Raw genomic sequence first — 26,568 nt, 5'->3', positions numbered from 1 at the left:
AATCTTAGTGCAAAAAGCTTATACTTTCTTATAAAAGTACATAAAAAGTCATCCGACCCGGATGACTTTTTATCTTTTGTACCATAACGTCTTATTTTACACTCAACGAAATATCTCCACTATCTACGCCAATTTCTACCTGGCTCTTCTCTTTTATTCTGCCGGAAATAATTTCCCTCGCAAGCTTTGTTTCTACACTTCTCTGGATGAATCGCTTCAGCGGCCTCGCGCCGTATACAGGATCAAATCCATGCTCAGCTAAAAACTCTTTTGCTTCGTCCGTGATTGACAGCTGGATTTGCTGGTCAGCCAATCTTGACTGCAAAATCTTTACTAATTTCCCTACAATCATTTTGATTTCTTTTAATGCCAAAGGCTTGAACAAAATGATCTCGTCTACTCGATTCAGAAATTCCGGACGGAAATGACTGCGCAACTGGCCCATTACCAGATCCCTGGTCTCAGAAGAGATTTCTTCGTCTCCACCTTGCCGGTCAAGTAAATAGTGCGAGCCAATATTGGACGTCATAATTATCACAGTGTTCTTAAAGTCGACCGTTCTTCCCTGAGAATCCGTTATCCGTCCATCATCCAGCATTTGTAAAAGGATATTGAAAACTTCTGGATGTGCTTTCTCTACTTCATCGAGGAGGATAACCGAATATGGATTCCTTCTAACCGCTTCTGTCAGCTGGCCGCCTTCTTCATAACCTACATATCCTGGAGGTGCTCCAATAAGCCTTGATACTGCATGTTTTTCCATATACTCAGACATATCGATTCGAATGATATGCTCCTCACTGTCAAACAATGACTGAGCAAGCGTTTTGGCCAGTTCCGTTTTACCGACACCGGTAGGGCCTAGGAAAATGAATGACCCAATTGGCCTGTTCGGATCCTTGATGCCAGCTCTTGCCCTGAGGACCGCGTCGGCCACTAGTGATACTGCTTCTTCCTGTCCCACAACTCGCTCATGGAGGATGCTTTCTAGCTTGAGAAGCTTTTCCCGCTCTCCTTCAACGAGCTTCATCACTGGTATACCTGTCCATCTGGAGACAATCGATGCAATTTCTTCTTCAGTCACTTCTTCGCGGAGAAGTCTTTCCCCTTCATTTTTGCTAACTTCCAGCTCAAGTGCTTTCAGTTCTTTTTCAATAGAAGGAATACGGCCATGTCTAAGTTCAGCTGCTTTATTCAAATCATAGTCATTTTCGGCCTTTTCCAGTTCTCGACGGAGTTTTTCCAGCAGCTCACGCTGTTCCTGAACTTTTTGGATGCCTTCTTTTTCCTTCTGCCACCTTGACTTCATTGCATTCGCTTTTTCCCTCAAGTTGGCGAGCTCCTTACGAAGAGTTTCAAGACGTTCGCGGCTTGCATCATCTTTTTCCTTTGTCAACGCCGCTTCTTCAATTTCTAACTGCATTACCCTTCTAGTCACTTCATCAAGCTCAGTCGGCATCGAGTCAATTTCTGTCCGAATCATCGCGCAAGCTTCATCAACCAGGTCAATCGCCTTGTCAGGTAAGAATCGGTCTGTGATGTATCGATCTGACAATGTAGCAGCAGCAACTAGTGCACTGTCATGGATGTTTACTCCATGATGGATTTCAAACCTTTCCTTCAATCCTCGTAAAATTGACACTGTATCCTCGACATCTGGTTCTTGTACCAACACCTGCTGGAAGCGGCGTTCAAGCGCAGGATCTTTTTCAATGTATTTTCTGTGTTCATCCAGAGTGGTTGCACCAATACAATGGAGCTCCCCACGAGCAAGCATGGGTTTCAGCATATTCCCGGCATCCATTGCCCCCTCAGTCTTTCCCGCACCAACAATGGTATGGAGTTCATCTATGAACAACAGGATTTTGCCTTCACTCTTTTTCACTTCATTCAAGACAGCTTTTAATCTCTCTTCAAATTCGCCTCTGAATTTAGCACCTGCAATCAGTGCACTCATGTCAAGTGCAAAAACTGTCTTATCCTTTAAACCTTCAGGAACATCTCTTCGAACAATCCTCTGTGCCAGCCCTTCTACAATAGCTGTCTTACCTACGCCTGGCTCGCCGATCAAAACAGGATTGTTTTTCGTCTTCCTAGAAAGGATGCGGATGACATTGCGAATTTCACTGTCCCTGCCGATTACCGGGTCAACCTTTCCTGACCGAACTTCCTCCACAAGGTCACGTCCATATTTTTTTAACACTTCGTAAGTTGCTTCTGGATTTTGTGAAGTCACTCTCTGGTTCCCCCTAACCTCATTGATTCTCGTTAATAATTTTTCCCTGATAACTCCTAATTTCCTCATTGCTCCGCCAGATTCAGAGCCAGGAATTTCAAGCAGGGCCAACAAAACATGTTCTACCGATAAATAGTCATCTTCAAACCGTTTCATTTCCTTTTCGGCCTGTGCTAAAACCTTTTGCAGCGTTGCGGTAATATATAATTTCCCCTGCTCTACACCACTTCCAGAGACTTGGGGTTTCTTTGACAGGATAAACATTAATTCTTCTTTAAGATTATCTAGATTCAGTCCGATACCAGTAGTAAGCAATGTTGCCGCCAGATTGCCATCCTGTTCAAGCAAGGAAAGCAACAGGTGCGTATCATCTACTTCCTGGTGATTATGTTGAACAGCCAGGGTCTGGGCTGATACAAAGGCATTCTGCAAGCTTTCTGTCATTTTATTTAAATCCACGGCCCAACCACTCCTTTGACCTTTTTTGACCTTTATATATATTATAATAAAAATTCCCAATTAGTAAAGCCATCCGCACTGGATGGCTTTAAGATAAGTCAGTATGAATTTCATCACAGAAAATGCTCTTGCCCTGGCGTGATTTATTTAAACTTTGGCATGTAAGTCCAGTGGCGGTTATGATTGGAGTTTTCCGGAAAACGATCCCCAGCTTTCAGTTTGATTTTTTGCGGGTTGTTGACATTGCTGCCTGTTTCGCCAATTTCAATGTAAATACCATTATTCGGTGCCTTTTGTCCGGCACGGAACTGATGACTTTGACCCATTTGCCTTCCTCCTTCATTAAAGTATTCCGGCAATTTTATTATTTGCTGATTTAAATAAAGTATTTATGCATAATTTATCCTTCCAAAAAAAAGGGTTATACGGTACATTAGTGTGTATGAGTTTTAAAAAATTTGCGGAGGAAATCAAAGACAATATGGAAAATTTCTATGAATTGATTAAATACATATTTTTAGGCCTATTCCAGGGAATCACCGAACCAATTCCTGTTTCATCAAGCGGGCATTTGGAAATTGCAGAGCATTTTTTTAAACTGAAAATAGAAGGAATGAGTTTTGCACTTTTGATGAATACAGCTTCTCTATTCGCTGTATTGTTAATTTATAGAGCCGATATAATCCGGTTAATTGTTAACGGGATTGCATACCTTAAAAGTAAAGATCCTGAAGCAAAATCAGATTTTATGTTCATCATTTATTTGATCGTAGGGACTATTCCAGCAGGGGCTATCGGTGTACTATTCGGGGATTTTATCGAGGATCAATTGGCTGACATTAAAACTGTCGGCATAACACTTATAGTAACTGGCCTGGCGTTATGGCTGATCCGTAATATGCGCGGCCGCAAGAATGATGGAGATTTAAGCTTCAAAGATGCCATTATTGTTGGACTGGCCCAAGCAGTCGCACTTATTCCTGGGATCAGTCGATCTGGAGCTACAATTGTCGCAGCAATGAGCCTGGGAATGAAACAGGAAACTGCACTAAGGTACTCTTTCCTGCTTTATATTCCAGTTAGTTTCGGCGGGATGGTTCTCGGATTTTCTGAACTCTTACATGATGACCGTTTTGGGGAGTTGGCAATTCCATATATTTTCGCCTTCATTGCTTCGCTTATAGCATCTTACTTCTCATTAAAATGGTTCATGAATATCATGGCGCGTGGAAACTTGAAGTATTTTGCGATTTACTGCTTCATTGTAGGACCACTTGTCCTCCTCTTTTCTTAATACACAAAAAGCCGGCTAACTTAATAGCCGGTTTTTGTGTTTTTTTGCAGATACTTTCTATAGGCCCTTTCGCAGCTTCCACCACTTATTCGGGCTTATAGAATCTTTCTATAGGACCTTTTAGCTCCTTCCACCACTCATTCGGGCTTATAGAACATCTCTATAGGAACTTTTCACATATTCAACTACTTAATCCTTCAATATCTCCACAAGCAATGCTTTCTGTGCATGAAGCCGGTTGCCTGCCTGTTCGAATACCACGGAGTTCTGGCCGTCGATCACTTCTGCTGTCACCTCTTCGCCGCGGTGCGCGGGAAGACAGTGCATAAACAGGTAGTTTTCATTTGCTTCTCTTAGTAATGCTTCATTCACCTGGTAGTCATGAAAATCCTTTAATCTCTGTTCATTTTCGAGCTCCTGGCCCATGCTGGTCCACACATCTGTATAGATGATATCAGCGCCTTGAACGGCTTCTTGAGGTGATTCGGTGATGACCATGTTTGCTCCGCTTAAGCTTGCGAAGTCTTCACAGCGAGCTGTTATCGTTTGATCCGGGAGGTATCCCTTTGGAGAAGCAATCGATACATCCATCCCGACTTTTGTGCAGGCGATCATCAATGAATGGGCGACATTGTTTCCATCACCGATATAAGCAAGCTTAAGCCCTTTAAGCTTTCCTTTCTTTTCATAAATCGTCAGAAGGTCAGCAAGTGCCTGGCATGGATGATAAAGATCGGTCAGCCCGTTGATGACAGGAATGTCCGCGTGATCGGCAAGTTCCTCTACCGACTTGTGTGAGAAGGTCCTGATCATGATACCGTCAAGATATTGCGAAAGAACCTGGGCTGTATCTGCCACTGTTTCACCCCGCCCTAGCTGCAAGTCGTTGCCATTTAAGTAAAGAGCGCTTCCCCCAAGCTGGATCATTCCTACCTCGAATGATACTCTTGTACGCGTTGAGGATTTGTCAAAGATCATTCCTAGTATTTTGCCTTTAAGGGGGTGATCAAATTGCTTCTTTAAAGTCTTTTCCTTTAAGATGACTGCCTTTTCCAATAAAGTTATGATTTCCTGTGGTTCAAAATCAGCCAGAGTTAATAGGTCCTTGCCTTTTATATCAATATGAAGCTGCTGTAGTGCTGTCATTCTGCCATCACTTCCTCACTAGTTTCTGTCAGCCATTGATCCAGAGAGTTCACATTCCAGCTTTCGGCTGTCGCACTCTTTAATAATGCATATAGAGTTTCTTTTTGGGTCAATACAATTTTTCGGTTTTTTACAGCCCACTCTCTCAGAGATAAATCCCTCTCTGATGTACCAGGACAATATAAAGCTGTCACATTTTGAGGATCCGCTACATTTTCGATATCGACTAAATTTAAATTTGCTGACAGTTTTTCAGCTTCCAATAACTCGTTTTTATCAGCAAATGCAATCGCTCCCTGGACAGCTTTTCCGCTGATTGAATGGAAACTCTTATTCAATGCCTCTTCAAGAGTCGAAGCAATACTGATTCCTTCCCCTGTCGAAATCATTTGCGGACCTGTCTTGAGGTCCAATCCTTTCAAGGCAAAATTCGAAAATACCGGATGCTTTACACATGTGTACCGTGCATCAGAGTTAAGCAAAACTTCATCTTTCGACAAAAAATATTTCCCAAGCAATATTTTTGTCGCTTTTTTGACTAATTCAACACCGGCTACTTTGCTGACGATCGGCATTGTCCTGCTTGAGCGTGGATTGACTTCAAGCAGATACACTTCATTTTCCTTTACAATGAACTGAATGTTCATTAATCCCTTATACTTCAATTCATTCACGATACTCTTTGCATACTCTGCCATCTTCTGTTTTGTTTCGTTTGAAAAGCTTTGTGCAGGAATGATACAAAAGCTATCCCCCGAATGGACGCCTGTTTTTTCGATATGCTCGATGATGGCCGGAATCAAGATATTCTCTCCATCGGACGCAAGATCAAGTTCCGCCTCACTTGCTTCAAGGTATTGATCAACCAGGATAGGGTATTGAATATTACCTGCATCCAGTACACTTTTTAGTTCCTGCTGATTTCGAAGTATCACCATATTTAATCCGCCAATTACATAGGAAGGCCTGATTAATACTGGATACCCTATCCGCTCAACAGCACTCAGAAGTTCACCCTCGTCCTCAGCTGTTTCACCCTTTACGCGCGGTATTTGAAGCTTGTCAAGCAGCTGGTAAAATTGATCCCGGTCTTCAAACATATCAATTGTTGCAGAACTCGTTCCCAGCAGCTTGACTCCCGCTTCCTCAAGTCCCTTTGCCAGGTTCAAGGCAGTCTGACCGCCTAGCTGGACAATGACTTCCTCTATCCCTTCTATTTCAATTACATTCAAGATATCTTCCAAGGTTAAGGGTTCAAAATACAATCGATCCGATATCGTAAAATCAGTGCTGACGGTCTCCGGATTATTGTTGATCATGATTGTTTCCACATTTTCTTCTTTGAGGGCAAAAACGCCATGCACCGAGCAATAATCAAACTCGATTCCCTGACCGATGCTGATCGGACCGCTGCCAATTACAAGCACCTTTCGTTTGCCGCTTCCAACCGTCGCTTCATTTTCCCCAAGATAGCTAGAGTAAAAATAATTAGAAGCAGATTCAAATTCAGCCGCACATGTATCGACCATTTTATAAACAGGTGTGATCCCCTGTTTTTTCCGTAACTCTCTGACCGTTTGCTCGCCAACCTTCCACTCTTTGGCCAGATAAGCATCACTAAACCCTTTTTCTTTCAGATACCTTAGCTCATCAGCCGTAATGTCTTCGATTTTAAGCCCTTCAATCGACTTCTCAATATCAGTCAATGACTTAAATTTATTGAGGAAAAATAAATCTATTTTTGTTTTTTCATGGAGAGACAGAACTTCTTCACCCCGACGCAGCAGTTCGAGCAATGCAAAAACGCGCTGGTCTGTCTGTTTTCCTGCCAAAGTGTATAGCTGTTCGACCGTAAATCCCTCAAATGCCGGCAGTCGTAAATCCTGAGTTTTACTATTCAGAGACCGGACGGCTTTAATAAAAGCTCGCTCAAAACTTCGGTCAATTGCCATCGCTTCCCCTGTTGCCTTCATTTGCGTTCCTAGGGTCCTGTCGATTTGCGGGAATTGCTCAAACGGCCATTTCGGTATTTTCACCACTACATAGTCAAGCGACGGCTCATAGCTGGCAAAGGTATTGCCTGTAACAGGGTTTATTATTTCGGCTAGATTATATCCAACCGCGAGCTTTGCGGCCATCCGTGCGATTGGATATCCTGTTGCTTTTGATGCAAGCGCTGATGATCTGCTGACCCGCGGGTTCACTTCAATCAAAAAGTAATTTTTGCTTTTTGGATCAAGGGCAAACTGGATATTGCAGCCTCCAACGATTCCTAGAGCTGAAATGATTTTAACGGCCGATGTCCTAAGCATCTGATATTCTCGGTCTGTCAGCGTCTGTGAGGGAGCTACTACAATAGAATCACCAGTATGGATCCCGACCGGGTCAATATTCTCCATATTACAGATGGAGATGCAAGTACCTGCAGCATCCCTCATCATTTCGTATTCGATTTCTTTATAGCCTGCAATGCTTCTTTCGACCAGGCATTGCTTAATCGGGCTCTCATTCAACCCGCCGGATACAAGAGAGATTAATTCTTCCATTGTTCCGGCTATCCCCCCGCCTGTGCCTCCAAGCGTGTAAGCGGGCCTTACAATCAGCGGAAAGCCGATTTTTTCTGCAAAGGCGACCGCCTCTTCAACAAATTGAACAATTTCACTTTCTGGCACTGGTTCATTCAACTCATGCATCAGTGAGCGGAATGCTTGCCTGTCTTCTCCTTGCTTAATACTTGCAACCGAGGTGCCCAGCACTTTTACCTTATACTTTTCGAGAATGCCCTCTTCGCTTAGCTTGAACACAAGATTCAATCCTGCCTGGCCCCCAAGAGTCCCTAAAATCCCATCTGGTTTTTCTCGCTGGATCACTTTTTCTACACCTTCAGCCGTCATTGGTTCAAAATAGACTGCATCTGCAAATACATGATCTGTCATGACGGTTGCAGGGTTATTGTTTACAAGGATGACCCGATATCCTTCCTCTTTCAAGGCGATGCAGGCCTGTGTACCTGCATAATCAAATTCAGCGGCCTGGCCGATGATAATTGGTCCTGAACCGATTACTAGTATTGACTTAATATTTTTATCCTTAGGCATAGCTGACTTCTCTCCGCTTTCTGTATTTGACTGTATTGATGAATTCTTCAAATATGAATACACTGTCTTCAGGTCCCGGGCTGGCTTCTGGGTGGAACTGGACAGTCATCAGCGGCCATTTTTCATGGTAAAGGCCTTCGATTGACTGATCATTTTTGTTGAAGAAACGGACCTTCAATCCTGTACTGCCAATACTGCTTTGATCAACAGCATAGCTGTGGTTTTGGGAGGACATGAATACCCGATTGCTTTTCACATCGTATACAGGCTGGTTTGCCCCTCGATGTCCAAAGAGCATTTTCTGTGTATCCCCTCCAAGCGCCAGCGCTGCAAGTTGATGCCCAAGGCAAATCCCCAATACGGGGTAATTCTCGATTACTTTCCTAATCTCATGCAGCTGCCCAAATAATTCCTTCGGATCACCAGGTCCATTGGATAAAAGCACACCATCTGGCTTCAATGCAGCAATTTGTTCAAAGCTATAATTGTATGGAACAATTGTCACCAGGCAGTTTTGTTTAACCAGATAGTCAGCAATGGATTTCTTAAAACCGTAATCAATTAGAACAATATGACTGTCGCCAAAGCCTATAGATTCTGGTGCCATAGAAGATACCTTCTGCACCTTGAGACCATCGATCGTGTCACAGCTTGATTCACAAAATGGCTCGCTTGATAAAATAGCAGGCATCGTACCGTTCTGGCGGATGCATTTTACGAGCTCACGAGTATCAACATGCTCAAGTACCGGAATATCCCATTTCTCAAGATACTCTGTAAATGAATGCTGGGCTTCATAATGATAAGCTGTTTTGGCAGCTTCAAAGACGATTACTGCCGCAACATGCGGCTTTTTGCTTTCAAAATCCTTATCATTGATCCCATAGTTGCCAATCAGCGGGTAGGTGAAAACAATGATTTGATTCTTGTATGAAGGATCGGTCAGTACTTCTTGATAACCCGTCATTCCTGTAAAAAATACAATCTCACCGGCAATGCCCTCTTCAGCTAGCGATCCATGCATGTGCCCCTGAAATGTCTTGCCGTCAGCCAGATGCAGATATCCTTTCATCAGACACCTCTCCAAATGTATATTTATTTAATACCACTTATTTTTATACATTAAAATCAAAAAAAATTTACTGCTTATTTTGCTGTTACCTTACTTTTACTAATTATTTCTTTCATTAATGAGACAGCCTTTTCAATCTCTTCTGCTGTAACATTCAGCGGCGGAAGAAGACGGACTACCTTTTCTCCTGCCGGCAATGCAATCAGACCTGATTTCCTCAATTCAGCTAGAATTGGCTGGGCTGCAACAGTCAGTTCGATTCCGGCCATCAACCCTAGTCCCCTGATTTCTTTAACCACTTCCATACAGCCTAGGTCCTTGTGAAGCAACTCAAACAGTAGTCTACCTTTGGCAGATGCCTCTTTTAGGAATTCTTCGTTAAAAATGATTTCCATAACTGCTATTGCGGCTGCCGTACTGATCGGATTACCGCCAAAGGTCGATCCATGACTTCCCGGACCAAAAAACTCCGAAAGTTCCGCTTTGCCGATGGCAGCTCCTATTGGAAGTCCATTGCCAAGACCTTTCGCAACGGTTATGATATCGGGTTCAATGCAAAAATGCTGAAACGCAAATGGTTTCCCCGTCCGTCCGATCCCAGTCTGGATTTCATCGATTATTAGCAGGACGCCATTTTCAGCACATAACTTAGCTGCTTCTTTTATAAATTCATTTGTAACGACATGGATTCCGCCTTCACCCTGGACAATTTCAATCATCACAGCAGCTGTATCAGAATCAATTTCATTTTTTAGAGCTTCCAGATCATTGAATGGCAGGTGGATAAATGTTTCAAGCATGCTTCCAAACCCCTGCTTGATTTTATCCTGTCCGGTCGCAGCCATGCCGGCGAAAGTCCTCCCGTGAAAAGATTGAAGGAACGTGATGATTTTGGTCCTGCCCGTAGCTTTCCTTGCCAGTTTAATAGCTGCTTCGTTTGCTTCAGCGCCACTATTGGCAAAAAACACACAACCCAGGCCAGATCCCTCTGCGAGCTTTTTCGCTGCTTCTTCCTGGATGCTTTGCGGAAAGAGATTCGATACATGCCAGAATAATTCCAACTGCTCCTTGACCGCGTGTTCAACTGCTTCAGGACGATGGCCCAAATTGCAGACACCGATACCAGAAGTAAAATCAAGGTATTGTTGTCCGTCCTTTCCATAGAGGATCGTCCCTGCTGCTTTTTCAGGCTCAATTTCCCATCGTTGATAAGTAGGGAATAAATGGCTCATTAAAACACCTCTTCTTTTGCGGCAATCACTGTTCCGTGCCAGCAGTTATTTTTATAGAATTGCTTCTTGCCAGAAATGATCATAACAGTTTCTACACCCGCAGCTGTAGCTGACAATGCTGATTTCACCTTTGGGACCATTCCTCCGTAGATGCTTCCATCAGAAATATAGCTTTCTATTTGACTATCAGTAATTTCGCTTACCAACTCACCATTAATTAGGATTCCGTCTACATTGGTTACAAATGCACACCGTTCAGCCTTCAATGCTTTCGCAATCGATGCAGCAGCATAATCACCATTTATATTAAGCTTGCTGCCATCTTCAGCAATACCAATTGGAGTAATCACAGGAATATAGCCATTATGAACCGCCAACATTATCAGGTCAGTGTTTACTTGGGTAATAGTCCCAACGTATCCTAAGCCCTGTTTATCAATATATTCCGCCTGAAGACATTGTCCATCGCTGCCATTTATGCCCAGAGCATTGAAATCCTGCTTCATCAGCATGCTGCAAAGCTGCCGGTTCGTCTGGCCCGACAGTACCATTTCAACGATTCCCATGGTCTTTTCACAAGTTACTCTAAGACCATCTTTGAAATTTGCGGGGATTTCATATAAATCAAGCATCGAATTGATTGCTGGTCCACCCCCGTGAACAATGACGGGATAAAAACCATCCTCCATCAATTCTTTTAGACTATTAAAGAAATTGTCATTAAGCTCCTCTAACACACTTCCGCCGCATTTAATGACCACCGTGTCCAATTAATCCGCCCCTTTATGTCCGATAGCTTGCATTTATCTTCACATAATCATAGGAAAGGTCGCATCCCCAGGCCATTCCTTTCCCCTCTCCCAAATGGAGGTCAACGTAAATTTCAACCTTATCATTCATCAGGTACTCCCTTGCCTGAACTTCATCGAACGCAACGGGTGTACTTCCTTTAAGCATAGTAATTTCTCCAAGGTATATATCGACTGTTTTTGGATTTACGGATGCATGACTTTGACCAATCGCGCCAATGATCCGTCCCCAGTTCGCATCGGCACCGTAGACTGCTGTTTTGACAAGGTTGGATCCGGCGATTTGTTTACCTATCATTCGTGCTTCTTCATCAGACATCGCGCCTGACACCGATATCTCAATCAATTTAGTTGCTCCTTCTCCATCCTTTGCGATTTGTTTAGCAAGACTTGCACAGCTTTCTTTTAACAGGTCTACAAAAACTGGCCAGTCTGGATGGTCTGGATTCAACGGCTGATTTCCTGCAGTTCCATTTGCCATCACCAGCACCATATCGTTCGTTGATGTATCTCCATCCACAGTGATTTGATTGAAGGTTGTGTTCGTTACATCTTTTAGCGCGACAGTCAGGTGTTCACTTGAGATATTTGCGTCTGTTGTTAAAAAGCCAAGCATCGTTGCCATATTTGGGTGAATCATCCCTGAACCTTTCGCAGCTCCCCCCATACTTACTGTGATCCCGTCAATCTCTGCAGAATAACAGCAGCTTTTCATTACCGTATCGGTTGTCAGGATCGCAGTTTGGAAGTCCTTTGCATCACCAGCTTTATTCCCGATGGCCAGTTGGATGATTCCAGACTCGATTTTTTCCATTTGCATAAATTCACCGATTACTCCGGTGGATGCTACTGCAACATGATGTTCTGGCATCCCCATTTTTGCTGCTGCCACTGAGCGCATTTTCAGCGCATCCTGATACCCTTGTTCTCCTGTACAAGCATTCGCACATGCACTGTTGACGACGATTGCCTGGAGAACCTTTTCCTTTGCTATACTTTCCTGTGTAACAATCAATGGCGCTGCCTGGAAGTGACTCGTTGTGTAGACGGCGGCACAACTCGCTGGTTCCTCGCTTACAATCATCCCTAAATCAAGCTTGGCATAGCGTAGCCCTGCATGTATTCCTCCGCACTGGAACCCTTTTGGCGTTAAAATTCCTCCATCAGGGATTTTTTTTATTAATTGCTTGTCGGTCATTGCCTGGTACATATTTTCCTCCTTTATGGATACAGTGGAATCATCTCGAGTCCTGAACTTTCCTTTAATCCGAACATGATATTGGCGTTTTGGACCGCTTGCCCTGCAGCACCTTTCATTAAATTATCGATAACCGATACAATCGTCAGTCTTCCTGTCCTGCTGTCCGCATGCAAGCCGATATCACAGTAATTCGATCCCTTGACCTCTTTGATTGACGGGAATACTCCATTTTTTCTTACTCTTACAAATGGGTGGCCATCATATGTTTCCTTGTATAAATCTAGCAGTCTTAAAGTATCCAAATCTTCTTTTAAATGGACATATATTGTGGCCATGATTCCCCTGGTAACCGGTATTAAATGTGTGCTGAAGGTTACGTTTACCACATCGCCATTCCAAAGACTAAGCTGCTGTTCGATTTCAGGAATATGCTGATGCTCATTGACTTTATAAATTTTGAAATTTTCATTTAACTCTGCATATAGTGTGCCCATTGATGGAGACCTGCCTGCTCCGGACACGCCAGACTTAGCATCAATTATGATACTATTCGATTCAACTAGCTTTTCTGTCAGCACTGGTGCCAGCCCAAGGAGCGCTGCAGTCGGGTAGCAGCCTGGATTGGCTAGTAGATTTGCGTTCATAATCTGCTCCCTATTCCATTCACTAAGTCCGTAGATTGCTTCATTCAGAATAGGAGCACCGACTGGTTCATGCTTATACCATGCTTTATAAGCTGATGCGTCTTTTAACCTCAAGTCACCTGATAGATCAATAACTTTAATACCCTTATTGAAAAATGATTCAACAAGCTTTCCGGAAACTTTAGAAGGGGTTGCCAGGAACACAATGTCTGCTTCCTCGGCGATTTTTTCAGTTTCAATCTTGGTGAGGACCTTATCAAAAATACCTGTTAAATGGGGATATTCTTCAGAAACAGGTTTTTCATCTCTAGTTGTGTGAATTGAATGAATACTGATATATGGATGATTTTCCAGGATACGGATCAATTCTCCTCCACCATATCCAGTGGTACCAATGATCGCTGCCTTCACTTGAAACCTCCTTTCAGCTTATGTATAAATAATCATGTATATTTATATTTATAAATAAATTTCTTTTTATTATAAGAACAAACAAGAAAAAACGCAACAATTTATTAACAATATGTGAACAATTCACAATTTTATTGCTGGATTTGTATGCTTTACAATATAATTATATTAATATCAGATACACAAGGGAGTATTAATCTTCCCTTAATAAGGTGGTATTCATATGTTGACTGCAACAACGTTGTCACCAAATTTGAATAAGCTTTTTGAAAAGGTGCACAGAATCAAGACAATTGATAAAGGGCGCTTCCTTTTTGAAGAAGGAAATACCGCAGATGAGCTGTACATTATCCAGAGCGGGAAATTTCAGATAAGCAAAATGGTACCAGATGGACGCGAGTTAACAATCAGAATGTGTTCAGCTGGCGAATTGGTTGGGGAGTTATCACTGTTCAGCCAGGCATCTCAGCATATATTGAATGCCCGCGCCTCAGAAAGCGGGACGGTGGCGGTGATTCAAAAGGAAAAGCTCGAGGCTGAAATCGAAAAGGATAGCGGGCTGGCACTGGAACTCGTTAAATGGCTTTCCCTGCAGCATCGCAAATCACAAACAAGGTTCAGGGATCTCGTCCTTCATGGAAAAAAGGGGGCATTATACTCCACCTTGATTCGAATGGTAAACAGCTATGGAATCAAAACAGATGAAGGACTTAAAATTAATGTAGCCCTTACAAACCAGGAGCTTGCAAACTTTTGCGGGACTTCTCGCGAGGTCGTAAACAGATTATTGAGTGATCTTAGGAAGAGTAATATCATTTCAATTGATAAAGGTTTTATTACCGTCCATGCACTAAATCGACTTAAAAGAGAAATAGATTGTGAGAATTGCCCGATTGAAATATGCAATATCGAATAGTAAAAGCCGCCAGATTTTTTTCTGTCGGCTTTACTTATTTGTAGTCTTCGCTTTGATTGTTGTTACAGAATCGCAAATAGCATGATGATAAAAAACAGGACTGCGTTCACTACTTCGTATATCCCTACCTTCATGACGGAAAGTGGTTTACCGTAAAATGCAACAGCTCTGATCAAGCTTGGAATGGCGGCTACCGCGGTGGTTGCCTCTCCTGCCACAAGCCATAAAATCGGTACCAGAAGATGGTACGTCCAGGAAATCCATTTGAATTGACTATTTTTCTTTTCACGGATCATTGTTTTCACGTAAAACGTGCTTCCCGTGAAAAATAGAATAACTGCAGCAAAAACAAGAATGGCGTTTTCATTGACTTCCCCATTCGGGAGATAACTGCTGGCCAGTCCAGCAATGGCGAAAACAACGATTGCACTTAAATCATTCAGGAGAGCCCGGTCTTTATTTTTAGCAGAGAAGTATGCATTGATCAAAAAAAACGGAATCATTGAAAGGCCAAAGGTTACGATTGATGGTGTTGTGAACAATGGAAACATTAAGAACACTAACGCTGGTATTATATAAATAAGTGCCCATTTACGATAAAACGGAATTTTCTTTTTCTTGAACATCAATAGAAGCGGATATGTTCCTAGATATAGTAACAACCATCCGATAAAAAACGGGACATGCTGCCAGACTATTTCACTTGCCGCTGCTCCAAGCCAGAAAGGGATGATCAACATCGCCCAGGCCCCATGCTGTTTTGGCATAAATAACTTCATGAATGAACACTCCCTTATGTTTCTTACCTTAAATATAAAGCAGTGAAAACAATGAATAAGTGAAACACATCACATTTCTTCGTGTGGGAATCCCACTGACACTGAACTGTCATAAAAACTATAAGGTTCTAGCACATTCATCTTAAAAAATTTGAACCCTTCAGTCAGGGATTGAACTTGAACGGTCATTTATTTATATACGGAAGTGTAGTAAACTTGAAGGCATTACTTAAGAAGGGGTGATCACTTGAAGAACAACATGAATCAGTTGTTTAAAGATCATAGGAGCGTTCATGTCCTTTATTCCTACAATGAAATGGATAAATACATTAATCAGGCTGTTAGTTTTATAGAAGAAGGCGTTATGGCGGGGGATTATGTTATTTTCATTGAAAATGAACCTCTATTCCGTTTAATTGACGAAGAACTCAGCTCACGATTAACGGAAGATCAAATGAAATTTGTTCATTGGGTAAACAACTTCGATTTTTATTATTCCAGTGGCAGTTATCATCCTCCTGCAATCCTGGATTACTTTAATAACATGGTTCAGCCGTATATAGAAAATGATCTCCCTTTCCGATCCTGGGCACATGTTGAGTGGGCCACAATGAAAGATCCACTGCATATAATTGAAGATTTTGAAAGAATAGTAGACCAAGCTGTAAATGCACTGTCTTTCCCACTGATTTGTGCTTACGAAGGGGATAAAATGCCAGACAACCTCACAAGGATTTTGATGGAAACACATCCTTATGTTTTAATAGATGATGATTTCATCGTCTCAGAGCAATATCAATTAGCAAGTGGTGGAAAATAAGGCAAAAACGCTTAGGAATTTCAATTCAATTCCTAAGCGTTTTTTTATATCGCCTTGCTATCCCATTACTAGAAATATTTTACCGTGCTTTGTTTATCTCTTAAAATATCCAAGTTCTGATCCTAAATCAGAAACTTATTTTCAGCCTCTTTTTTCAAAATGAAGTTTTAAAAAGATTTTTTTCAAATATAAGTGCGGTTTTAACAAATAATAAATTTCCTTCGTGAAAGCCAGACTCAATAGGAATAGGAACACAACAATGAAATGCACCTTAGAGAGAATGGAAACATCCGTGACCAAGCTCATGTCTGGCTGCAGCTGGGCAAGGCTGATGAGCCATCTCAACAGCAATACTGGTTCGTTAGCTATGCTGCTGGATAGCACGATGGCGATACCTGTTGCTGTGCTGGCAGCCATAAGTGTTTTGACGACGACTAGCAGAAGCCTCCCTGCTTTCGAGCGTGTTCCTTCCTCTCTCGATGCATCGTACTGCCAAACGAGCCCCATTGCCACTATTGCCGCAACCGAATACGGGTACACGATCCATAAGAAGATTTGCAGCATTTCCATCGTTCTCACCTCACACATATCTCACAACTTAAACCCCATTAACATTCTAACCGGGTAAGTATGAAGTGACAGTGACAAAAGTCGCCGATTATGTCCAAAATAAGAACTTTTTCTTGCTAAACCTTGAACGACTTAGAGGAAATCACCTATTTATTGGTGATGTATTCTAAAATCCAGCAAACTCCATCATCCATATTAAGAACAGGGAGAGCTGAATCTTTTAACAAGTTTGACAACCCAGGTTTTCGGCATAAAACGACCTGGATATTATGCAGCTTTTCCACTAGCTCCAAATCGCTTTCATCACGAAGGATGACCGCCTTAGGATAGGGCTCATTCTTATATCCTTCTATCAAGATTACATCAGGCTTGAAGAAGGATAGCATGTCTATTTCTTCAGAAAGGGACCATTGCCCATTTTCAGCATGAATGATCATCCTGCCACCTCCTTCTACAAGGGAGACAGCAGCTCCTGCCTTTACATGCATGTCTGAATCCTTTGCCTCTACAACTTCCGGCCTGCCGCCATGCCCATGGTGTTTGACTGTCGCAACCTTCAGACCTGCTGCAGTCAGCTCTTTGATCAACCTCAGGCTAAGTGTAGTTTTGCCGCTGTTTTGGTACCCTGCAACCTGGAACAGCACCGGTTTTACCAAGGCCATCCACTGCCCACATGATCTTCCAGCAAAAGGACCTCAACCTCAGTTCCCCGCTCGAAACCTCTTGTACCGCCAGGGAGGATCATGAGGGAGTTAGCCCCGGCCAGGCTCATGATGATATTCGACTTATCCAGACCGCTCGGTGTCACGACCAGCTTGCCATTCTCTATTGTCAGGGCACTCCTTACAAATCTAGTAAATGGATTTGCTTTAGGGAAATTGGCATCAAGAATCGCTTTCTCCTTCCTTAAATGAGGCTGTTCAGTAAACAGCATCTTCCTGATAATTGGACGAGCGAACAATTCAAAGCCAACATAGCATGCTGAAGGGTTTCCTGATAGGCCAAACAATAACTTCCCATCAAGCTGCGCTACAGTAGTGACGCTGCCTGGCCTCATTGCTACCTTATTGAACAACACCTCTGCTCCCAGCTTTGCATAAATCTCTGGCAGATAGTCGTAGTCACCGACGGAAACCCCACCGGTCGTAATGAATAAATCCACTTGCTCTATCGCTTTGCTTACGGCATCAAAGCATGTATCAAAATCATCTGGCAGCTGGCCAAAGTATTTCACTTCAGCTCCAGCACGAAGGATTTGCGCGGATATCATATAAGAGTTGCTGTTACGGATTTTTCCTGGTTCGAGCGGTTCATCGACATCAAGCAATTCAGTTCCCGTTGCATAAAGCCCAATTACCGGTTTCTTTGCAACTGGTACCTTCGCATACCCAAATGTCGCCAGCATTGCCTGAATTCCCGGATTGATAAAAGTGCCTTTTTTTACAAGCACTTCCCCTTCTTTTGCATCCTCGCCGCGGTAGGAAACATTGTCTCCCTTATTATGTTTCCGCTTTGTTTCCATATATTTTTTTCCATCACGCTCGACTTCTTTAGCCAATTCAAACATAACAACGGCGTCAGCGCCAACAGGCATCTGGGCTCCTGTCATGATCCTGACCGCCTGGAAGGGCCCGAGCTCTTTATCTGTAAGCATCCCTGCTCCGATATGGTCCACTACTTCAAATTCAACAGCATGATTTTGGGAAGCTTCATGTGTATCGACAGAACGGACCGCATATCCATCATATGGCGCTCTATCAAAATGCGGCACATCGCTGGTTGCTTTCAAGTCCTCTGAAAGATAGCGTCCATAGCTTTCATTAATTGAAACATATTCAGTAGAGCCGTTTTTCTTAAGCTCCATCACTCTCTTAACTGCCTCTCCAATCGGAATAGGGTTTCTTTTCTCTAACATATAATCAGCTCCTATTGCAGGCTTAACATCTAAATTTACCCTTTTCATTATAAGAGTAATGTAAAAATGAAAACATAACAAATCTCACAGTATTCTCTCAAAATATTTCCTGAAAATATGTAGATTTTTTGTGAAGTGTGATGCACATCACCAAGTAGTAAAACCATTTCCTTTATGATGAGTATGTAAACAGTATTAAATAATTTACTGGAGGGTTCTTACATGAAAATGCCGTTTGATCAAAATTCATTCGTTAAAGATATTGTCAATATATTCCCCCAATCAAGTGATTTATTCAAGCAGAATAGACTGGATTTCTGCTGTGGCGGCAACCGTCCTCTAGCTGAAGCGGCTGGTGAACAGAACCTGGATGTGCCGTCAATCATGGCTGCACTCGAAGAACTATATCAAAAGCATAACGGCGCCCCAGAAAGCATGGAGGTTTGGACAGAAACTGACTCAACGGAGTTGATCGACCATATCAAGAACAAATACCACCGTGAGCTTGAAGAAGAGTTAAGATTGCTCAGCCCGTATGTAACTAAAGTAGCTAAAGTTCATGGTGACCGCCACGAAGAACTGTTGAAAGTCTATGAGCTTTTCTATACGTTGAAGAAGGAGCTCCTGGAGCATACGGCAAAAGAAGAAGAGACCGTCTTCCCGCTGTTGCTGCAGCTTGACACTGCAAATGAGGAAAACCGTTCTGAAATGATCGCAGAAATTGCAGAGCTAGAGAAGGAACACGATCAAGCTGGTTCAATCCTAAAACAATTGCGTGAAATCACCGCTGACTTCAATCCGCCAATCGATGCATGCGGAACGTACCGTTTAGTATACAAGCGCCTGGAAGCATTGGAATCACATACCTTCATGCATGTCCATCTTGAAAACAATATCCTTTTCCCAAGGTATATTGCTTAATCATTAAAAAGACCTCATCCCTTGATGAGGTCTTTTCTAGTTTTTCAAAAAACATATCACCGAAACGATTTTCAAAAAGCTACAATGCCCCGGAGAACAGCCGCGCGAACGACTCTTTCGTACGTTCCCAAAGCCCACGCTTATGATATTGAACAGCACTGATTTTCTCTGAATCTTCAAGGTCCTCTTCATAATGAGCCACAAGGTCCCTGATCGAGCTTGTTCCAAACAAGAAGACATTGACTTCAAAGTTCAGATGGAAACTCCGCATGTCTAAATTGGCTGTGCCGATTGAGGCGATATTCCCGTCGACGATGATGACCTTCTGGTGCAAAAAGCCTTTTTTGTATGAGTAGATTTCAGCCCCGTTCCGCAATAGCTCTGAATAGTAAGAACGGCTTGCATATTGCGTCAGATAGCTGTCATTGATTTCTGGTACCATGATTCTTACTTCAATCCCCTTTGCTGCGGCTACTCTCAATGCAGTGCGGATTGCTTCATCAGGAACAAAATAAGGTGTAGCGATCCAAATCGACTTTGTTGCACAGGACATCATCGTATAATAAAAATCACTCATGATTCCCTGCTGTGTATCCGGACCGCTTGGCACCACCTGTATCGCACCATCGAGTTCATCATCTTCTTGGGGTTTCTTCATGGCTTGATGATACTCCGGTACCTTCTCTCCGCTTATATATTCCCAATCAAGCAGGAAGACATTGTGAAGAGTATAGACTGACTCCCCTGTCAGCATCATGTGAGTATCACGCCAGAAACCGATTTTGTCATTTTCTCCTAAATATTCAACCCCGACGTTCAAACCGCCAACAAACCCGATTTCTCCATCAATAATGACAATTTTCCGGTGATTGCGAAAATTGAATTTTTGATTGAAGAATCCATACTTCAGCGGAGAAAATGGAGCCGCTTTAATGCCTGCATCATGCATATTCTTTAAATCTGCGGCTGCGATGTTCATGCTTCCAGCAGCATCGAAAATGAACAACACCTCGACACCCTGCCTGGCTTTTTCAACCAGAATATCAATAACCTCTCTGCCAAGCCGGTCAGACCTGAAGATATAATATTCCATATGGATGAATTTTTTAGCTTCACGCAATTCCTTTTTCAGTTCGGAAAAAGTCGCTTCCCCATTTTTCAGTATCTTTGCCTTGGAAGCAGTGGTAATCGGTGTCAATGATGCATTCTTTGCATATTTTGCAAAGCATTGCTGATTCTCGATTAAAAAAGATAGGTCCCTCGACTCTTCCTTCCTCATCAGTTTTTCCCACTGATCACGATCTCTCGTACGCTTACTTTTATATAAATAACCCTTCAAATACAACTGGCCAGAAAACAAGTAGAAGAAATAGCCGCCTACAGGAAAAAGCAGCATGACATACATCCACATCAGCGTGTGCTGAGCCGAACGGTTTTCAAGCATCAATGAATACATGCTAATAAAAATGATTACCGCATATATCAATATGGCTGATACTTTGAAATTCTGGCTATAACCTGTGAAAAGAACAATATAAAAACACGCCATTAAAATAAAAACAAATATAAACTCAAGTCTTCTTTTTATCATTCCAGCAATCTCCAACAAATTTATAGTAGATTCATGTATACCCATAAACCATTTGTCCGGAAACATAGTATGTCCAATTTTGCTAAATCAGAAAAGCATAGAAGTATGATTGGACTCAAAGTAGATTGAGTGAACAAGAGTTTGCACGCGAGGTGCTGTCTCTGATGTATGCGTGATGTTGTTGCAAAAATAAAGGCTGTTTTCGTAAAGATTGTTGTTAAAATCCTAAAGCCGATTTTAACGTAATAGAACGCCATTTTGTAGTTCGGTATTAAGTTTGCATGCTCTTTTCTCATAATAAGAGGCTACTTTGGGAAGAAAAATAGTTCAATCACTCCTATTTTGTAATCAATAGCAACAAAGTTTGAGAAAAGAGCCAAAATAAAAGACCCCCGAAGGAGTCTTAACCGCCAATATAGGACATTTCGATTTTTTTTCTGTTCGCTACTGTTTCAGCCGTACGTTCATCCGAATAACGGTCAGCTCTATGATTCCAGACGTCAGTAATGCGTGCGCGAAGTTCGTCATCCGTAGCACCAGCGCGCATGAAGTCGCGGATATCATGGCCATTGCCGTTGAAAAGGCATGTGAAGATCTGCCCGTTCGCAGACAAACGTGACCTTGTGCAGCTTGAGCAGAATGACTCTGATACCGATGAAATGAAGCCGACATTAATATCAGTACCTTTATATCGGTATTTTTTTGCCACTTCCCCGAAATATTCAGGATCAACTGGTTCTAATTCATAGTGCTGGCTTATCAGGTCGTGAATCTGCTTCTTGGTGATGACATCATCCATTTTCCAGCCGTTCGTGCTGCCCACATCCATGTATTCAATGTAACGGAGCTCCAGACCTTCTTTTTTGCAGAATTCTGCCATTGGAAGAATCTCAGAATCATTGAGCCCCTTTTTGATAACCATATTGATTTTCACGCCTAAGCCAGCTTTCTTCGCTGCTTCAATCCCTTTTAATACTGGCCCGACGCCAACATTCCGGCCATTAATTTCGCCAAACAGTTCATCTTTTAAACTGTCAAGACTGATATTGACCCGCTTCAAACCAGCAGCATGCAGCTCCTCTGCATATTTTGGCAGCATTACACCATTAGTGGTCAAAGCGATATCCTTCAATCCTTCGATCTCATTCAGCATTCTAACCAGAATCGGCATATCCTTGCGCATTAACGGCTCGCCACCAGTAAGCCTGATCTTTTCTACCCCTAGTTCTATGAACAATTTGGCTAAACGTTCAATTTCTTCATAAGACAACAGTTCGCTTTTAGGTAAGAACGCGAAATCCGGGCCGAATATTTCGGCAGGCATACAATACTGACAGCGGAAATTGCATCGATCTATAACAGAAATACGCAAGTCGCGGAGCGGTCTATTTAATTGGTCTTTTATTATGTTTTTTACCATTTGTGTCAACTCCAATTGTAGAAGTTATGATTATTGACATTGTAACAGCAACAAAGGTTGTTAACTGTTAATATTCTCACAGTAACATCAATAGTCCTCTATTAAAATAGTAGATTTCATCCTTATGTCTATATTACAACATAAAAACTGCCAGGGTAGTGTTTTTATCAAGAAATTGTCATGATGTTGTCATATTATTGATTGTGAAATAAGCAAAAGTCATACCGTGATTCATTTTTCTATATTAATTTAAAAGAAGTACCAGAAATTTCTGGTACCCCCATAATAAATAATTGTATCCTATTTTATTTGATTTAACGAATTTTGTGAATCTATTTGAGCTTCTCCCCATTTTTTCCGCAGCGAGACAATCAGGAACAGGGCAACGCCGAAAGTTGCACCTATCCACCAAAATCCCATGGAATACGATCCCGTCAACTCCTTGAATGTTCCTAAAATATTCGGAAGGAAAAATCCACCGAAACCCCCGGCTGCCCCTACAAACCCAGTGAATATTCCTACTTCGCGCGGGAATCTTGTCGGGATTACCTGGAACAATGCGCCGTTTGCAACCCCAAAAATCAGCATTGCAAGAATGAATAACGGCAATGTTAGATACAGCGGAGGCAGGAAGCCAATGAAGCCTAGCATGACGGCTGCAAGAATGAATAGCCTGATCAACAGGTTGATGCCTCCAAGCCGGTCCGCAAAGTAGCCTCCAATCGGCCTGACGAAGCTTCCTGCAAAAACAGCGATCGTCACTAGGTCTCCGGCTGTAACTTTAGAAATCCCATATTGATCCACAAAGAAAATCCCTAAATAACTCGTTAATCCTACAAAGCCTCCAAATGACAAGCTATAAAAGAAGCTGAAAATCCAGGTTTCTTTTATTTTTACAATTGCTAGATATTGTGACAGCTTTTGTGGTTTTGGAGCATTTGGACAATCTTTAGCAAAAATGACAAACACAATAAACGCGATTAGAAGCGGAATCAGCGAAAAACCAAAAACCCCATGCCAGCCGTAAGCTTCAGCAATTCTCGGCGCAAACAAAGTAGCTAATACGGTACCGCTGTTTCCTGCTCCTGCAATGCCCATGGCCAAACCCTGATGCTCTGGTGGATACCACCGGCTTGCGAGCGGCAATGCTACTGCGAAACTGGCACCTGCAATCCCTAATAAGAAACCAAAAGCCTGAACCTCTGTAAAAGAATTCCCAAACTGCCATCCCCAAAATAGAGGGATGATGGTCAGCAGCATTCCAATAATCCCCATCCGCTTTCCGCCATAACGGTCTGCCAAAAGCCCCATCGGAATCCGGAGAAGGGAACCTCCAAGGATAGGAATTCCCACCATCAATCCTTTTTCAGCCGGGGAGAGTCCAAAATCCTGGACGATAAATGTGGAGGTTGCTCCCACCATAACCCAAATCATGAAACTAATATCAAAATACAAGAACGAAGAAAGCAAAGTCGGTAAATGTCCACTTTTTAAAAAGCTCCTAATATTACTCATTCGCTAATGCTCCTCATCATTTAGTATTTGAAATCATGCAAACTAGCACTTCACTTCTGCATTTTTGCGTGAGTAATAGTACCATGTGATGACTAGGCTGATTACATAATAAGCTATAAAAATATACAGTGCCAGATTAGCTGCTCCAGTGGCTGCAAGTGACCAGCTGAAGATTTTTGGAATGATGAATGCCCCATATGCAGCGATTGCAGCAGTGAAGCCTAACACGGGGGCTGCCTGCTTTGGTTCAAAGATAAATGGAATCATCCTAAATGTAGAGCCATTCGCGATCCCTGTCGTAAAAAACAATACGATGAACATTGTTAAAAATCCTGGGAAACTATTGATATTCAAAAAGTATATGACTCCGATTGTCGCACCAATCATCACGATAATATCCCAAAATGTCACAATTGCACCGCCCACTTTATCGGCAATCCATCCACCCAGCGGCCGTACTGCTGCGCCAACGAAAGGACCCAGAAATGCCAGCTGCAATGCATTGACTTCAGGGAATTCCGATTTGATCAGCAATGGGAATGCCGCAGCATAACCAATAAATGACCCGAAGCACATTGTATAAATCCAAGACATAATCCAAGTGTGTTTGTTTTTGAAAATAATTGACTGTTCTTTGAACGATTGCTTTGCGTTCGGAAGGTTATCCATCCCAAAGAATGCGGCAATTGCAACAATTATTATTGGGACAATCCATATAAATGCTGCATTTTGTATCCAGACTTCCTTGCCATCAGGCATCAGCTGCGAAGTACCAAAAATGCCAGAAAAGATTCCTGTTGTTATGACAATCGGTGTTAAAAATTGAACAGCACTCACTCCAAGGTTGCCTATCCCTGCATTGAGTCCGTTGGCAGATCCTTTAAGCCTTTTAGGAAAAAAGAAGCTGATATTTGCCATGGAGGAGGAAAAGTTCCCACCGCCGATTCCGCACAAAGCCGCTAAAACAGCCATGGTCGTAAAAGATGTCTCAGGGTTCTGTACGGCAATCCCTATCCCGATTGCCGGGATTAACAAGGAAGCTGTACTAATGACTGTCCAGTTCCTTCCCCCAAACACTCCTGGCATGAAGGTAAAGAAAATCCTGAAGGTTGCTCCCACAAGCCCCGGAAGCGCCGCGAGGGTGAATAATTCACTTGATGTAAAATTAAAACCGGCATCATTCAACCTTACAGCAGTAACAGACCAAATCTGCCATACGATAAAAGCAAGGAATAAGGCCGGAATTGAAATCCAAAGATTCCTCTGGGCATGGGCTTTTCCTTCCTTTAACCAAAATTCATCGTTCTCTGGTTCCCATTGTTTGATCCTTGCCATCTTCAAACATCCTTTCAATTAAGTTCTAAAAAGCTTTTTCAAAATCTAGCGAGCAAAAATATTCTCTTTTGTTCAATCGTAGAAAACTCTTCAACGTTATTATGTGATTAACTTCACACCTTTTTTGTTGTTCAACAAAACGTCACAGTTAGCTCCAAACCCTGCTGCCGCTGCTCTTTAATACCGGTATAATAGAACTGGGGTTATTTGTTTCTGAATTGTGAACATACAACCATTTAAATGTGACGACATTTTGACAATTGGTGATTCGATATCCGATTAACACTATGACGGTGTTATTATTGTTACAAACAAATTACTCGTTACGGAAAATCAACTGTTCATGACGTGACTCAGATATTTTGGTCTATGTTTAAATTTCAACCATTAGCGACAATCTTTAGCAGAGCAAATTTTTTAAAAAGGGTGATGACCATGCCAAACACAACTAAAGTAACTCATTCGATTGAAATTAAAGAATTACTCCAGTTTGCCGACCGGACGATCCAGGTGAAAAAAGGTTCTTACCTGTTCCAGGAAGGCATGGAGGCAGAGGAGCTTTATTTGATCCTTGGCGGCAAGGTCCAAATCAGCAAAGTCACCCAGGATGGCCGCGAGCTTGCCTTAAGAATTTGTGGGGAAAACGATATTTGTGGAGAATTGACACTTTTTACTGATGCACCTAAGTATCTCTTAAGTGCGCTTATCCTCGAGGATGCGAAAATCGCAGCAATCAGAAAAGATGTAATTGAAAAGGAGATATTCCACAATCCAAAACTTGCATTTGAATTCATGAAGTGGATGAGCGATCATTTCCGTAAAACTCAGACTAAATTCCGCGATCTTGTACTTAACGGAAAAAAAGGAGCATTATTTTCTACCTTGATCCGAATGACTAACAGCTATGGTATCAATAAAGATGCCGGCATTTTGATCGACCTGCCGTTAACAAACCAGGAGCTGGCAAACTTCTGCGGCACCTCCCGCGAAAGCACAAACCGCATCCTGAACGACTTGAAGCGTGAAGGAATCATTTCAATTAAAAAAGGTAAAATCCTAATTCATGATGTGGATTATTTGCGACAGGAAATCGGCTGCGAAAACTGCCCGGCGGTATTTTGTTCCATAGATTAATGATAAAAAGCGAGTAAATCCCCTTTTGGATTCACTCGCTTTTCATGTTG

22 protein-coding genes are annotated in these 26,568 nt (G+C 42.3%); 5 read left to right on the top strand and 17 right to left on the bottom strand.

Annotated features, from left to right (window positions below; all coding sequences use genetic code 11):
* Positions 1 to 91: 91 nt before the first annotated feature.
* Together clpB and DYI25_RS01310 are read right to left on the bottom strand one after the other, a co-directional pair.
* The gene (gene clpB, locus DYI25_RS01315) at positions 92 to 2,695 is read right to left on the bottom strand and encodes an ATP-dependent chaperone ClpB (RefSeq protein WP_213366085.1); all 2,604 of its coding nucleotides are present in this window, start codon (positions 2,693 to 2,695) and stop codon (positions 92 to 94) included.
* A 143-nt stretch (positions 2,696 to 2,838) separates the two neighbouring features.
* Complete coding sequence (locus DYI25_RS01310) at positions 2,839 to 3,021, bottom strand: YjzC family protein (protein ID WP_079508079.1); 183 nt, start codon at positions 3,019 to 3,021, stop codon at positions 2,839 to 2,841.
* A gap of 155 nt (positions 3,022 to 3,176) precedes the next feature.
* Here DYI25_RS01310 and DYI25_RS01305 point away from each other — a divergent pair, with 155 nt between their 5' ends.
* Positions 3,177 to 3,989, top strand: coding sequence for an undecaprenyl-diphosphate phosphatase (locus DYI25_RS01305; protein ID WP_213366082.1), 813 nt, complete (start codon positions 3,177 to 3,179; stop codon positions 3,987 to 3,989).
* A gap of 189 nt (positions 3,990 to 4,178) precedes the next feature.
* Here the strand turns inward: DYI25_RS01305 and argF are convergent, their stop codons facing one another.
* The 7 genes from argF to argC form a co-directional block, all read right to left on the bottom strand.
* Positions 4,179 to 5,135 carry an ornithine carbamoyltransferase gene (gene argF, locus DYI25_RS01300; RefSeq protein ID WP_213366078.1) on the bottom strand — a complete coding sequence of 319 codons (957 nt, stop codon included), beginning with the start codon at positions 5,133 to 5,135 and terminating at the stop codon, positions 4,179 to 4,181.
* A complete protein-coding gene (locus tag DYI25_RS01295; protein ID WP_213366075.1) occupies positions 5,132 to 8,233 on the bottom strand; it encodes a carbamoyl phosphate synthase large subunit in 3,102 nt (1,033 codons plus the stop codon). Before DYI25_RS01295 ends, argF begins: the two co-directional genes overlap by 4 nt.
* The gene (locus DYI25_RS01290) at positions 8,226 to 9,305 is read right to left on the bottom strand and encodes a carbamoyl phosphate synthase small subunit (protein ID WP_213366072.1); all 1,080 of its coding nucleotides are present in this window, start codon (positions 9,303 to 9,305) and stop codon (positions 8,226 to 8,228) included. Before DYI25_RS01290 ends, DYI25_RS01295 begins: the two co-directional genes overlap by 8 nt.
* Before the next feature lie 74 nt (positions 9,306 to 9,379).
* Positions 9,380 to 10,537 carry an acetylornithine transaminase gene (locus tag DYI25_RS01285; protein WP_213366068.1) on the bottom strand — a complete coding sequence of 386 codons (1,158 nt, stop codon included), beginning with the start codon at positions 10,535 to 10,537 and terminating at the stop codon, positions 9,380 to 9,382.
* On the bottom strand, positions 10,537 to 11,298 hold the full coding sequence (argB, locus tag DYI25_RS01280) for an acetylglutamate kinase (RefSeq protein WP_342032502.1): 762 nt from the start codon (positions 11,296 to 11,298) through the stop codon (positions 10,537 to 10,539). Before argB ends, DYI25_RS01285 begins: the two co-directional genes overlap by 1 nt.
* A 22-nt stretch (positions 11,299 to 11,320) precedes the next feature.
* Positions 11,321 to 12,556, bottom strand: coding sequence for a bifunctional ornithine acetyltransferase/N-acetylglutamate synthase (gene argJ / locus DYI25_RS01275; RefSeq protein WP_249745202.1), 1,236 nt, complete (start codon positions 12,554 to 12,556; stop codon positions 11,321 to 11,323).
* Positions 12,557 to 12,567: 11 nt separating this feature from the next.
* The gene (gene argC / locus DYI25_RS01270; protein ID WP_213366062.1) at positions 12,568 to 13,602 is read right to left on the bottom strand and encodes an N-acetyl-gamma-glutamyl-phosphate reductase; all 1,035 of its coding nucleotides are present in this window, start codon (positions 13,600 to 13,602) and stop codon (positions 12,568 to 12,570) included.
* Positions 13,603 to 13,825: 223 nt separating this feature from the next.
* Between argC and DYI25_RS01265 the strand changes: the two genes are divergently transcribed.
* On the top strand, positions 13,826 to 14,518 hold the full coding sequence (locus DYI25_RS01265; protein WP_213366059.1) for a Crp/Fnr family transcriptional regulator: 693 nt from the start codon (positions 13,826 to 13,828) through the stop codon (positions 14,516 to 14,518).
* 62 nt (positions 14,519 to 14,580) lie between these two features.
* On the opposite strand, the gene DYI25_RS01260 is transcribed toward DYI25_RS01265, so the two are convergent.
* Positions 14,581 to 15,297 carry a YwiC-like family protein gene (locus DYI25_RS01260; RefSeq protein ID WP_213366056.1) on the bottom strand — a complete coding sequence of 239 codons (717 nt, stop codon included), beginning with the start codon at positions 15,295 to 15,297 and terminating at the stop codon, positions 14,581 to 14,583.
* Between the two features lie 247 nt (positions 15,298 to 15,544).
* Here DYI25_RS01260 and DYI25_RS01255 point away from each other — a divergent pair, with 247 nt between their 5' ends.
* Complete coding sequence (locus DYI25_RS01255) at positions 15,545 to 16,117, top strand: MEDS domain-containing protein (RefSeq protein WP_213366052.1); 573 nt, start codon at positions 15,545 to 15,547, stop codon at positions 16,115 to 16,117.
* Positions 16,118 to 16,258: 141 nt separating this feature from the next.
* Here the strand turns inward: DYI25_RS01255 and DYI25_RS01250 are convergent, their stop codons facing one another.
* From DYI25_RS01250 to glp, 3 genes are all read right to left on the bottom strand, one after another.
* Positions 16,259 to 16,687: a respiratory nitrate reductase subunit gamma gene (locus tag DYI25_RS01250; RefSeq protein ID WP_213366049.1), complete on the bottom strand. Its 429-nt coding sequence runs from the start codon at positions 16,685 to 16,687 to the stop codon at positions 16,259 to 16,261.
* A 146-nt stretch (positions 16,688 to 16,833) separates the two neighbouring features.
* Positions 16,834 to 17,349 carry a molybdopterin-guanine dinucleotide biosynthesis protein B gene (mobB, locus tag DYI25_RS01245; protein ID WP_249745201.1) on the bottom strand — a complete coding sequence of 172 codons (516 nt, stop codon included), beginning with the start codon at positions 17,347 to 17,349 and terminating at the stop codon, positions 16,834 to 16,836.
* On the bottom strand, positions 17,337 to 18,602 hold the full coding sequence (gene glp, locus DYI25_RS01240) for a gephyrin-like molybdotransferase Glp (protein WP_213366046.1): 1,266 nt from the start codon (positions 18,600 to 18,602) through the stop codon (positions 17,337 to 17,339). Before glp ends, mobB begins: the two co-directional genes overlap by 13 nt.
* 222 nt (positions 18,603 to 18,824) lie before the next feature.
* On the opposite strand from glp, the gene ric reads away from it, so the two are divergent.
* Positions 18,825 to 19,523: an iron-sulfur cluster repair di-iron protein gene (gene ric, locus DYI25_RS01235; RefSeq protein ID WP_213366043.1), complete on the top strand. Its 699-nt coding sequence runs from the start codon at positions 18,825 to 18,827 to the stop codon at positions 19,521 to 19,523.
* A 79-nt stretch (positions 19,524 to 19,602) separates the two neighbouring features.
* Here ric and cls read toward each other — a convergent pair whose 3' ends face one another.
* The 4 genes from cls to DYI25_RS01215 all read right to left on the bottom strand — a co-directional run bounded on the left by cls (position 19,603) and on the right by DYI25_RS01215 (position 25,384).
* Entirely contained in the window at positions 19,603 to 21,114 is a 1,512-nt protein-coding gene (cls, locus tag DYI25_RS01230; RefSeq protein WP_213366040.1) for a cardiolipin synthase, read from the bottom strand.
* 403 nt (positions 21,115 to 21,517) lie between these two features.
* The gene (moaA, locus tag DYI25_RS01225) at positions 21,518 to 22,534 is read right to left on the bottom strand and encodes a GTP 3',8-cyclase MoaA (protein WP_213366037.1); all 1,017 of its coding nucleotides are present in this window, start codon (positions 22,532 to 22,534) and stop codon (positions 21,518 to 21,520) included.
* A gap of 300 nt (positions 22,535 to 22,834) precedes the next feature.
* Positions 22,835 to 24,049: a nitrate/nitrite transporter gene (locus DYI25_RS01220; protein WP_213366034.1), complete on the bottom strand. Its 1,215-nt coding sequence runs from the start codon at positions 24,047 to 24,049 to the stop codon at positions 22,835 to 22,837.
* Between the two features lie 42 nt (positions 24,050 to 24,091).
* On the bottom strand, positions 24,092 to 25,384 hold the full coding sequence (locus tag DYI25_RS01215) for a NarK family nitrate/nitrite MFS transporter (RefSeq protein ID WP_213366031.1): 1,293 nt from the start codon (positions 25,382 to 25,384) through the stop codon (positions 24,092 to 24,094).
* Between the two features lie 435 nt (positions 25,385 to 25,819).
* On the opposite strand from DYI25_RS01215, the gene DYI25_RS01210 reads away from it, so the two are divergent.
* Positions 25,820 to 26,518, top strand: coding sequence for a Crp/Fnr family transcriptional regulator (locus tag DYI25_RS01210; RefSeq protein ID WP_213366028.1), 699 nt, complete (start codon positions 25,820 to 25,822; stop codon positions 26,516 to 26,518).
* Positions 26,519 to 26,568 lie beyond the last annotated feature (50 nt).

Origin of the sequence: Mesobacillus boroniphilus (assembly GCF_018424685.1) — a bacterium.
GTDB classification, from domain to species: Bacteria; Bacillota; Bacilli; order Bacillales; family Cytobacillaceae; genus Mesobacillus; species Mesobacillus boroniphilus_A.
Note: the sequence above shows the minus strand (reverse complement) of the source record. Positions and strands in the feature narration are given on the sequence as shown.

Bases quoted from the DNA above. Each gene is read 5' to 3' on its own strand.
- DYI25_RS01310 (WP_079508079.1), bottom strand. From the start codon at position 3,021: ATGGGTCAAAGTCATCAGTTCCGTGCCGGACAAAAGGCACCGAATAAT.
- DYI25_RS01305 (WP_213366082.1), top strand. From the start codon at position 3,177: ATGGAAAATTTCTATGAATTGATTAAATACATATTTTTAGGCCTATTC.
- argF (WP_213366078.1), bottom strand. From the start codon at position 5,135: ATGACAGCACTACAGCAGCTTCATATTGATATAAAAGGCAAGGACCTA.
- DYI25_RS01295 (WP_213366075.1), bottom strand. From the start codon at position 8,233: ATGCCTAAGGATAAAAATATTAAGTCAATACTAGTAATCGGTTCAGGA.
- DYI25_RS01290 (WP_213366072.1), bottom strand. From the start codon at position 9,305: ATGAAAGGATATCTGCATCTGGCTGACGGCAAGACATTTCAGGGGCAC.
- DYI25_RS01285 (WP_213366068.1), bottom strand. From the start codon at position 10,537: ATGAGCCATTTATTCCCTACTTATCAACGATGGGAAATTGAGCCTGAA.
- argJ (WP_249745202.1), bottom strand. From the start codon at position 12,556: ATGTACCAGGCAATGACCGACAAGCAATTAATAAAAAAAATCCCTGAT.
- DYI25_RS01265 (WP_213366059.1), top strand. From the start codon at position 13,826: ATGTTGACTGCAACAACGTTGTCACCAAATTTGAATAAGCTTTTTGAA.
- DYI25_RS01260 (WP_213366056.1), bottom strand. From the start codon at position 15,297: ATGAAGTTATTTATGCCAAAACAGCATGGGGCCTGGGCGATGTTGATC.
- DYI25_RS01250 (WP_213366049.1), bottom strand. From the start codon at position 16,687: ATGGAAATGCTGCAAATCTTCTTATGGATCGTGTACCCGTATTCGGTT.
- mobB (WP_249745201.1), bottom strand. From the start codon at position 17,349: ATGGCCTTGGTAAAACCGGTGCTGTTCCAGGTTGCAGGGTACCAAAAC.
- glp (WP_213366046.1), bottom strand. From the start codon at position 18,602: ATGTTAGAGAAAAGAAACCCTATTCCGATTGGAGAGGCAGTTAAGAGA.
- ric (WP_213366043.1), top strand. From the start codon at position 18,825: ATGAAAATGCCGTTTGATCAAAATTCATTCGTTAAAGATATTGTCAAT.
- cls (WP_213366040.1), bottom strand. From the start codon at position 21,114: ATGATAAAAAGAAGACTTGAGTTTATATTTGTTTTTATTTTAATGGCG.
- moaA (WP_213366037.1), bottom strand. From the start codon at position 22,534: ATGGTAAAAAACATAATAAAAGACCAATTAAATAGACCGCTCCGCGAC.
- DYI25_RS01220 (WP_213366034.1), bottom strand. From the start codon at position 24,049: ATGAGTAATATTAGGAGCTTTTTAAAAAGTGGACATTTACCGACTTTG.
- DYI25_RS01215 (WP_213366031.1), bottom strand. From the start codon at position 25,384: ATGGCAAGGATCAAACAATGGGAACCAGAGAACGATGAATTTTGGTTA.
- DYI25_RS01210 (WP_213366028.1), top strand. From the start codon at position 25,820: ATGCCAAACACAACTAAAGTAACTCATTCGATTGAAATTAAAGAATTA.